Here is a 9195-nt window from a genome sequence, read left to right as displayed (position 1 = left end):
AAGCGAATTATCCATGTTGACTGGTATTAAGGGCGTGTTTTACACGAGTGAATATATAACTGAAGAGCCGGATGCGGTAATTCCGCACGTCCGGATCTGTGTGGGGGCGGCTCAGTAATGGGTCGTTCTACCACGATTTTTTTGCACTCAATCTGGCCATTGGCTTTGTGCTGGGGCCAAAGTCACCACTTGCATTTTCGATGTATGCCGATACGGCCGACTACAATGAATGGTGCACCGGGCGTAGGGCCACTGCCATGACGTTTGCCGCCGCCACTTTTTCGCAAAAGCTGGGCGGGGCTATTGCCTCAGCCTTAATTGGCTGGCTGTTGGCGGCTATTGGTTATGTCGCTAATGAGCAGCAAAGCAGTGGCTCGCAAACCGGCATTGTACTGCTGATTTCGGTGATCCCGGGCGTTATTGCGCTGCTGGCGGCATTTGTTATGCGCTACTACAGTCTGGACAATCAACAGCTGGCAAAAATACAGTGTGACTTGCAACAGCGTAAGGCAGAAGCCGCCTCGCGCTAAGTTTATTTTATCCGGAGTACTATCTTGATGGCAGCCACTGGCATGCAACCTGGTGATAATGATCAGCGTTACGACTTATTCAGCCCCACCACTATGCCACTGGCCGCGGCGTTTTTATGGAACAAACAGTTAATGGTGCAACTTAACTGCCGTGGTTATGCCACCGCACAGTTTATGCAGCCGGAACCGGCTAAGTACGCCCATGCACCTGCCCTTGAAGCAAAAACCTTTATGCAGCCGGAGCAGCCGTATTACGCGCATCATCCGGGCCGTTTTGTGTATATTAAAGATGAGCAAAACGCAAAGCTCTTCTCTGTGCCTTATGAGCCTGTACGCAGCAAAGCTGACAAGTTTGTGTTCTCTGCTGGTAAAAGTGATATTTGCTGGCACCTGCGTCAGCAGGGTTTGCAACTGGAGTGGCGGCTATGCCTAAGCCCCGACCAACCGCATGAGTTGTGGCAGCTTACTGTGACTAACCTTGGCGCACAGCCACGCGAGCTCAGTATCTACCCGTATTTCCCGGTCGGCTATATGTCGTGGATGAACCAGTCGGCCAAGTTTGAGCCAGCACTAAATGCCATTGTTTGCTCATCGGTTACGCCGTATCAAAAATACCCCGATTACTTTAAAAACAAACAGTTAAAAGATAAAACCTTTTTACTGGCTGAGCAGGTGCCCACCAGCTGGCAATGCGCGCAGCAAGCCTTTGAAGGCGAGGGCGGCCTGCATGCGCCTGATGCTTTGCAACAAACTGAGCTTGATGGCGGCGATGCCTTATACGAAACCCCAGCCTGTGTGTTGCAATACCGGCTGCAACTGGCAGGCTCAGCCCAGCAGGTTTACCGTTTTGTATTTGGCCCGGCGCTGGATGAAGACGAAATTGCCGCCGCGCGGCAGCGTTATTTTTTAACGCCGGATGGCTTTACTAAAGCGCAGCAGCAGTACAGCGCTTATATTGCCCAGGGGCAGGGCTGCATACAGATTGAAACCCCGGATGCGGCGCTGGATAATTTTGTTAACCACTGGCTGCCGCGCCAGGTGTATTACCACGGTGATGTAAACCGGTTAACTACTGATCCGCAAACCCGCAATTATCTGCAGGATAATATGGGCATGAGTTATGTGCGGCCAGAGGCGTTTCGTACTGCTTTACTCACTGCGCTATCGCAGCAGCACAGTAGCGGTGAAATGCCTGACGGTATACTGCTGCACCCCGACGCGGAGTTGAAATACATTAATCAGGTGCCACATACCGACCAATGCGTTTGGCTACCGGTATGTTTAAGCGCTTATTTGGCAGAAACCAACGACACTGCCTTATTGCAGCAAGAAATTGCCTTTGGTGACAGCGCTGTGCAAGCCAGTGTATTTGAGCATATTTGCCGCGCGATGAGCTGGTTGCTGCATAAACGCGATGCGCGTGGCCTGAGTTTTATTGAGCAGGGCGACTGGTGCGACCCGATGAACATGGTGGGTTACCGCGGTCGTGGTGTGTCGGGCTGGTTGTCACTCGCGGCGGCTTACGCACTTAACTGCTGGGCTGATATTTGTCAGCATTGCGGTGATACAGCGCGTGCTGAGCAATACCACAGTGATGCTCACAGTGTTAATCAGGCGGTTAACCATTACCTGTGGGACGGCAAATGGTATGGCCGCGGCATTACCGATGACAATGTGGTTTTTGGTGTCAGTAAAGACGATGAAGGCCGTATTTATTTGAACCCACAGAGCTGGGCTATGTTAAGCGGTGCGGCTAATAACGAGCAGCAGCAACTTATGCTGGCCGAAATTGATGCGCAGCTTGCTACACCTTATGGCGTACAAATGCTGGCGCCGGCCTATACTGCTATGCGCGAAGATGTTGGCCGGGTTACACAAAAACATCCAGGTTCGGCCGAAAATGGCTCGGTATACAACCATGCTGCAGCGTTTTACTTGTATGCGCTGTATCAGATTAATCAACCGGATAAAGCCTTTCAGATATTACGCCAGATGCTGCCTGGCAGTACTGAACAAGATTGCCTGCAGCGCGGCCAGTTACCGGTGTTTATGCCGAATTACTATCGCGGCGCTTACCGGCAATTTCCGCGCACAGCGGGGCGTTCCAGTCAGCTTTTTAACACCGGCACGGTGCACTGGGTATATCGCGCGTTAATCGAAGGGTTGTTTGGTGTAAAAGGCTGTGCAGACGGCTTATTGCTTAAACCACAACTGCCAACCGATTGGCCGCAAGTTAAGCTTACCCGGCAGTTTCGCGGTGCAGAGTTTAGCATAGTGATGCGTCGTCAAGCGGGGATTAAAACTGCGCAATTATGGGTAGATGGCCAATTACAGCCTGCAGCGCTGATTAAAAATATCGTCAGGGGCAGGCAGTATCAGGTAGAACTATTACTGCCCTAGCGGCTTAAGCTTATAGCGCGTTAAAATACAGCTGCCACTGGCTGGCACTGACTTTTAAATAACTGCTTTGCGTGTACCAGTCGCCCAATACATAACGCTGTGCGGCTTTACCGTTAACTTCTAGCTGGTGCACGGTAGGGCGGTGAGTATGGCCATGGATCAGCTTTAATACGCCTGCGTCTGCCATCACTTTGGGGACTTCATCCGGTGTGACATCCATAATTTGTGGCTGTTGTTGAGAAGCGTAGCGGGCTTTATGCTCTGCACTTTTACGCCGTGCCTTAGCGGCCAGGCGCTGGCGGTAGGCTATTGGCGTTTTTAGCAGTAACCATTGCCACCACGGCTGGTTCCACCATTTGCGAAACTTCTGGTAAGCAATATCCAGTGTACAAAGGCTGTCGCCGTGCATAATAAGGGTAGGGGTGCCGTACAGGTTGATAACTTGCAGTTGGGGTAATAACTGCATACCGGCGCGGCTGGCATAGCCCTGACGCAAAACAAAATCACGGTTGCCGTGAATAAAGTAAACCGGTACCTGAGCGCTAAGCGTGGCCAATGCTGTTGCTACGGTATCCAGCAACGGCTCTGGGTTATCGTCACCTATCCACACTTCAAACAAATCACCGAGAATATACAGTGCATCGGCATGAATCGCTTGTGCGCGCAAAAAATGCAAAAAAGCGGCGGTAATATCAGGCCGATCTGCAGCTAAGTGCAGATCGGCGATAAACAGCGTGTGCTGCTCAGACATCAGTTCAGGCATCAACAATGCTTAAGCGTGCAGCTCGGCTTTTTCGATAACGACCGGTTTTACCGGTACATCGCTATGGCCAGCATTGCGGCCGGTGGCAACTTTTTTAATTTCGTCAACAACGTCCATACCTTCAACCACTTCACCAAATACGCAGTAACCCCAGCCAGAGGCGGTTTCAGAGCTAAAGTTTAAAAAATCGTTGTCTGCTATGTTGATGAAAAACTGGCAAGTGGCAGAGTGCGGATCATTAGTACGCGCCATCGCAATAGTGCCTTTTTTATTAGGTACTTTGTTGTTGGCTTCGTTTTTAATGGTTGCTTTGGTTTCTTTTTGCTCCATGTCAGCCGTAAAGCCACCGCCCTGGATCATAAAACCGTTAATAACACGGTGAAAAATGGTGTTATCAAAAAAACCGTCTTTTACATAGCTAATGAAGTTTTCTACTGTCGCAGGGGCTTTGTCAGCAAACAGGTTTAATTTAATTACGCCGTAGTTAGTGTGTAAGCTAATCATAATTGAGAGTCCTTTGTTAAAGTAGCGCTATTCTAACGTAGTCAGGCCAAATCATAAAGCAAGGATAGCGAGGCTAAACAGGCGATGGTACACTAATGCGCTGATGCAACAGCAAGATCTATTCGGCCACTTTGGGCTATTTTCGAGGACGTCATGTTACAGATATTTAATACCTTAAGCAGAAAAAAAGAAGTGTTTACTCCCATAGTGCCAGGAAAAGCGGCACTTTATGTCTGCGGTATTACTATTTATGATCACTGTCATGTCGGTCACGGTAGAACCTATGTGTCTTTTGATGTTATCAATCGTTATTTACGTTTTAGCGGTTACGATGTCACCTACGTGCGTAACATTACGGATGTTGATGACAAAATTATCAAACGAGCCGCTGAGAACAACGAAAGCTGCGATGCATTAACAGAGCGTTACACTAAAGCCATGCACGCCGATTTTGATGCACTGGGTTTATTGCCTGCGGACATAGAGCCACGCGTTACCACGCATATGGCAGAAATTATCAGCATGATTTCGCAGCTGGTAGATAAAGGTTATGCCTACGTTGCTACCGACGGTGATGTGTTGTTTGACGTCAGTAAATATGAAGCCTACGGCGAGCTGAGCCAGCAAAACCTTGAAATGCTGCAATCTGGCTCACGGGTAGAAGTTGCCAGCAATAAAGACGACCCATTAGATTTCGTACTATGGAAAGCCGCTAAACCTGGCGAGCCGTTCTGGCAATCACCGTGGGGCAATGGCCGTCCGGGCTGGCATATTGAATGTTCAGCGATGAGTGCGAAACACTTAGGTGAGCATTTCGATATTCATGGTGGCGGTTCAGACTTGCAGTTTCCGCATCACGAAAACGAAATTGCGCAGTCTACCTGTGCGCACGGCAATAAATACGTAAATACCTGGATCCACACCGGTATGGTGCAGGTAGATAAAGAAAAAATGTCTAAGTCATTAGGCAATTTTTTTACGGTTAAAGACGTACTGGCGCAATACAACGCCGAAGCCGTGCGTTATTTCTTGTTATCCAGCCACTATCGCAGCCAGTTAAATTACTCCACGGAGAATGTAGAGCAAGCGCATGCGGCATTAGGCCGGTTATACACCGCGCTGCGTAATGTAACCCCAAGCCACAGTATTGACCTGAAAAGCCCGTACATTGCCCGTTTTAAAGCGGCGATGGATGACGACTTCAATACCCCGGAAGCCTTACCGGTATTGTTTGAACTGGCGCGTGAAGTAAACCGCTTTAAAGAAGTCGAGCCCGCCAAGGCTGCTGAGCTGGCAGGCTTGTTAAGTTTATTAGCCGGCGTACTGGGCCTACTGCAAGGCGATGCCGAGCAGTTCTTGCAATCAGGTGCGTCAATGGATGATGTAGCCGAAATAGAAGCGTTAATCGCCAAACGTAATGACGCCCGCGCGGCTAAAGACTGGGCAGCAGCAGACGCCGCCCGTGATGCGTTAACCGCCAAAGGCATTATCGTTGAAGATAAAAACGGCGTAACCAGCTGGCGCAAAGGCTGATTCAATACCGTGATAAAAAAACCGCCTGCTGGCGGTTTTTTTTGCGTTAATTTTGCAGCATGCAACGCCCGACAAGCTGATTGATGTTTTGCTGAAATATGTTGTACCTATATGTCATTGTAAGTTGCAAATATGCCGTGTAATGTTAGAGCATATAAATTACCAACGTTCGGGTAGCCAGTGTTTCAGGATGGGCGACCAGCCCAAAAGTGCTATGTATATTCATCATAATGACTTGGAGGTAACGGTAGGTATTGAAACTAGAGCAGTGATCTCGTTCGGGTTGGAAGTGAGTGTTGAAGTGAAAGCGAAAGTCGTAGCGGAGGTAATCATGGATAATTTGATCGTATTTATTACATGCGTTTGGTGCGGGGTGGCGTTTTTGCGGGCCTGGTGGAACACTTTCAATCCGAACGAGAGATCAGTAATTGTGAATTACCTGCCAGATCCAGGAAAAACGAGAGGAGGTTCGATTCCTCCTCCCCGCACCAAATTAGGGGGCGTAGCTTAGTTTCGGAGTTTTACGACTGATATGGTGTCATCTCAGTTGCGCCCTCACTGTAAAGTGATTTGTTGACAATGTTATAGGTCTGGATCTAGGATGCGTGATTAACATGGAAGAAAAATGACTTCAATAGATATCAAGATTATCAGTACTAACACCACTGAAATTCCGACGACAGTCAAGACACTCAAAATTGAGAACGGTAATTTTGTGTTTAATGGTTTTGCTGGCTTTGCGAGAGCGAAATTTAGTGTTCTTAGTATCAAAGGCATAAAGTTGCTAAAAAATGAAGACGATATAACAACCTTCACCATAGATTTTGCAAATGGGAGGTATGTGACAATCGTTAGCAGCTCCGCAACCTACGACGAAATCTCCACATGTATCTCAAACAGTGCTGCTCAGCAAGCTGATGGTGAACCAGCGAAAAACATCAAAGTTGAGCTGGTACGCAAATCAATAAAGGCTCTATCAAGCATCAGAAATGAGTTAAAAAATAGACCAGGAGTTACTGCTACTTTAATAGTTCTGGGTTTACTTGCTTTGATGATTTTATCTCCAACGGGAGAAGTAGCTAAGCCAAAAACTCTGACGCATCAAGAAAAGATCAAAGTGTGTAAAGCATATATCGGTGCACTTTTTGTAAAACCAGTCAACATCATTGAATACAATCGCTCTCAGAATGACCTTATTTACGTTCGATATGTGCGCAAGTTGGACAACACGACGTGGAGTTATGTCTGTGATTTATCCGGTAGCACTATCAGCTGGGCAGGATGGCAAAAAGATTACAAAGAATGGGGAAGATGGCGTGATGAGGACGAGATTCCTTATTATTACAATAAAGCCAACAACACTGTGTATTTCACGTTAAACCGAAGGGAGTCGAGAATTCTCGTGCAGCTTTGATTTTTTAATAAACGGGGCACCTATTAGGATCTCTGAATCAATAAGTGAACCCCGTTTACAGTTATCTCAATTGAAGCTGAGTAGGGCAGTGTGTCAGAAGGTGAAGGTTCAGTTTGTTGCTAGTGCTCGCCACCTATTGCCGGTCTAATAGCAAGCTGAATCAGTCAATATCTCACTGAAAATAATAAATTTATCAGCGGGTTAACTTGTATTTTCCTATCGGCGTAGCAACTTCTAAACGATGAGTGGCTTCGCTGAGTATTTGCCAGGTAATTTGCTCATCGCCTGCAGTTAACGTAAGCACGTTACCTTGCCTGGTGTAGGGATACTGTCTGCTACCGTGACCTTTAATAACTTCTGTTATAGTGTTCGCATCTATATAAACAAAATTACTGGTTTCCAGTTGATTGACACTGCCATCATCATAAACCACCTCGGTCATCACCCAGCGTCCTAAAATGTTATCAGTCTGGTTGGCATTGGCATGGAAGAACATGCTGATCATAAAAATGGCGAACACAGTTACAGTCTTAATATTTAGTATTATTTTATGCATCAGCTGTTACCCGTAAAGATCACACATCTAAATGCCTAATCTACCATCGCCACTAAGTCTGAGCGAATAAACTTAGCTAACACTGATTGATGTTGCTGGGCCCACAGGCTTATTGCCTGGCTGTTATTAGTGGTTATTTGCTCAATAAAAGCACTGGATAACGCCTGGGTGGCCGCTTTAATCACTTGCTGCTGTGACTTGGTATCTTTGCCACCGCGCCAGCCGGAAAAAATATTGTGGCTGCCTGCGCTAAATACCGCCAGCACTTTGTAGCGGCTGGCCATGGCGTCATACAAGTCAAACCTGTCTTGTGGTGATGAATAATAACCCGGCACCCGAATTTCATCTTCGGTGGTCGTAATATGCAACGTGGGAATGCTCACCTCTGCCAGTACGTTATCCAGCGGCTGGTCGTTATAAAAAGGCGGGGCTGAAATTAAAATAGCCGCTTTGATGCGATTATCTTTCAGGCTAACTAAGCTGCCGTTTTGCTCAACTTGGGCATCGCTTAATAACATTGAGGTGTTTGCACCATAAGAGTGGCCAGCCATTACGATATTCTGGTTATCAAAATCAGCGGCATGGGTTGACGCTAATATCTGGTCCAACGCAAACTTCACATCCTGCACTCGAGCTAAGGCTTCGGTGGTATCTGCCGCGTCCATCAACCGAAAAGGGAGCATTAGTCTGCTGCCGCGCCAGACTTTTCTGTCGCTGCCGTCATGCTGCACATGTAAGCTGGCATAGCCTTGGCTGGCCCAATACTGACCAAGATAAGCGTAATGCTCTTTCGACCCCCCTAAGCCATGAGAAAACACAATTAATGCTGTGGCTTTTTGCTGGCGGGCCGGTTTAAATAACAATGCCGGAACAAGCCGATCCCGGCTTGGGTCTAGCCAGTTGAAACTCACTTCTTCAACATTTAGCCACAAGTGCTTAGCAACTTCAGCTGAGTACTTTACCGAGGGCAAATTCAGTTGTTGTTGCCAGACAACACTATCGGGTACTTGTTTTTGTGCGCATCCGGTTAAAAATAACAGCAAAGCAACGATAACTGCGACGGCGCCAGATGGTTTGAGCATGGTATGAAATAGCATAAAAATCCTCTTGGCTGGAACCAATCCATTTAATACGCGTAAAAGTGGATTAGGGTTTGGTTGCAAGTAAGCGCACGCTAACTTTAGCCATATAAACAGTAAAAATAAAAAACCGCCTATTGGCTAATGCCGATCAGTTAAGAAATATTTTCCTGATCGGTTGACCGATCCTGTGTAGATGTAAGAATCCGATGAGCCATTAAGCCATCGGATTTTTTTATGGAACTGTCAGAAGCATTAGCACGCACGTCAATCAACCGCCTTACCGAATTTGCATCGCTGTCCGATGTTCTGGAACCCGATATTATCCAGTCTTGCCTGGCTTCCAACGGCGTTGCCACCTTGCGCAAACGCAAACTCCCCATGGATGCCATGATTTGGGCGGTGATAGGGATGTC

General features: G+C 47.5%; 9 protein-coding genes. 5 read left to right on the top strand and 4 right to left on the bottom strand.

The window, feature by feature from the left end:
• The first annotated feature begins 98 nt into the window (after window positions 1-98).
• Both H595_RS0118650 and H595_RS0118645 read left to right on the top strand, forming a co-directional pair.
• Window positions 99-530, top strand: coding sequence for an MFS transporter (locus tag H595_RS0118650; protein ID WP_240474941.1), 432 nt, complete (start codon window positions 99-101; stop codon window positions 528-530).
• A gap of 27 nt (window positions 531-557) precedes the next feature.
• Window positions 558-2930, top strand: a complete 2373-nt coding sequence (locus tag H595_RS0118645) for a GH36-type glycosyl hydrolase domain-containing protein (protein WP_027672531.1) — start codon at window positions 558-560, stop codon at window positions 2928-2930.
• A 10-nt stretch (window positions 2931-2940) separates the two neighbouring features.
• On the opposite strand, the gene H595_RS0118640 is transcribed toward H595_RS0118645, so the two are convergent.
• Both H595_RS0118640 and H595_RS0118635 read right to left on the bottom strand, forming a co-directional pair.
• On the bottom strand, window positions 2941-3693 hold the full coding sequence (locus H595_RS0118640; protein WP_338109749.1) for a UDP-2,3-diacylglucosamine diphosphatase: 753 nt from the start codon (window positions 3691-3693) through the stop codon (window positions 2941-2943).
• A 9-nt stretch (window positions 3694-3702) separates the two neighbouring features.
• Window positions 3703-4197 (bottom strand): peptidylprolyl isomerase, encoded by a 495-nt coding sequence (locus H595_RS0118635; protein WP_027672529.1) that lies wholly within the window; start codon window positions 4195-4197, stop codon window positions 3703-3705.
• Window positions 4198-4350: 153 nt separating this feature from the next.
• Between H595_RS0118635 and cysS the strand changes: the two genes are divergently transcribed.
• Together cysS and H595_RS0118620 are read left to right on the top strand one after the other, a co-directional pair.
• A complete protein-coding gene (gene cysS / locus H595_RS0118630) occupies window positions 4351-5730 on the top strand; it encodes a cysteine--tRNA ligase (RefSeq protein ID WP_027672528.1) in 1380 nt (459 codons plus the stop codon).
• Window positions 5731-6355: 625 nt separating this feature from the next.
• Window positions 6356-7144, top strand: coding sequence for a hypothetical protein (locus tag H595_RS0118620; protein ID WP_027672527.1), 789 nt, complete (start codon window positions 6356-6358; stop codon window positions 7142-7144).
• A gap of 193 nt (window positions 7145-7337) precedes the next feature.
• On the opposite strand, the gene H595_RS0118615 is transcribed toward H595_RS0118620, so the two are convergent.
• Window positions 7338-7700 (bottom strand): hypothetical protein, encoded by a 363-nt coding sequence (locus H595_RS0118615; RefSeq protein ID WP_027672526.1) that lies wholly within the window; start codon window positions 7698-7700, stop codon window positions 7338-7340.
• Window positions 7701-7735: 35 nt separating this feature from the next.
• A complete protein-coding gene (locus H595_RS0118610; RefSeq protein ID WP_027672525.1) occupies window positions 7736-8797 on the bottom strand; it encodes an alpha/beta hydrolase family protein in 1062 nt (353 codons plus the stop codon).
• Window positions 8798-9016: 219 nt separating this feature from the next.
• Here H595_RS0118610 and H595_RS22890 point away from each other — a divergent pair.
• The coding region (locus H595_RS22890; RefSeq protein WP_037055354.1) for a transposase domain-containing protein at window positions 9017-9195 on the top strand (179 nt) is incomplete at its 3' end.

It is taken from the genome of Rheinheimera baltica DSM 14885 (assembly GCF_000425345.1).
Classification (GTDB): Bacteria; Pseudomonadota; Gammaproteobacteria; order Enterobacterales; family Alteromonadaceae; genus Alishewanella; species Alishewanella baltica.
The sequence above is the reverse complement of the archived record's forward strand: the minus strand, read 5'-3'. Positions and strand labels throughout refer to the sequence as shown.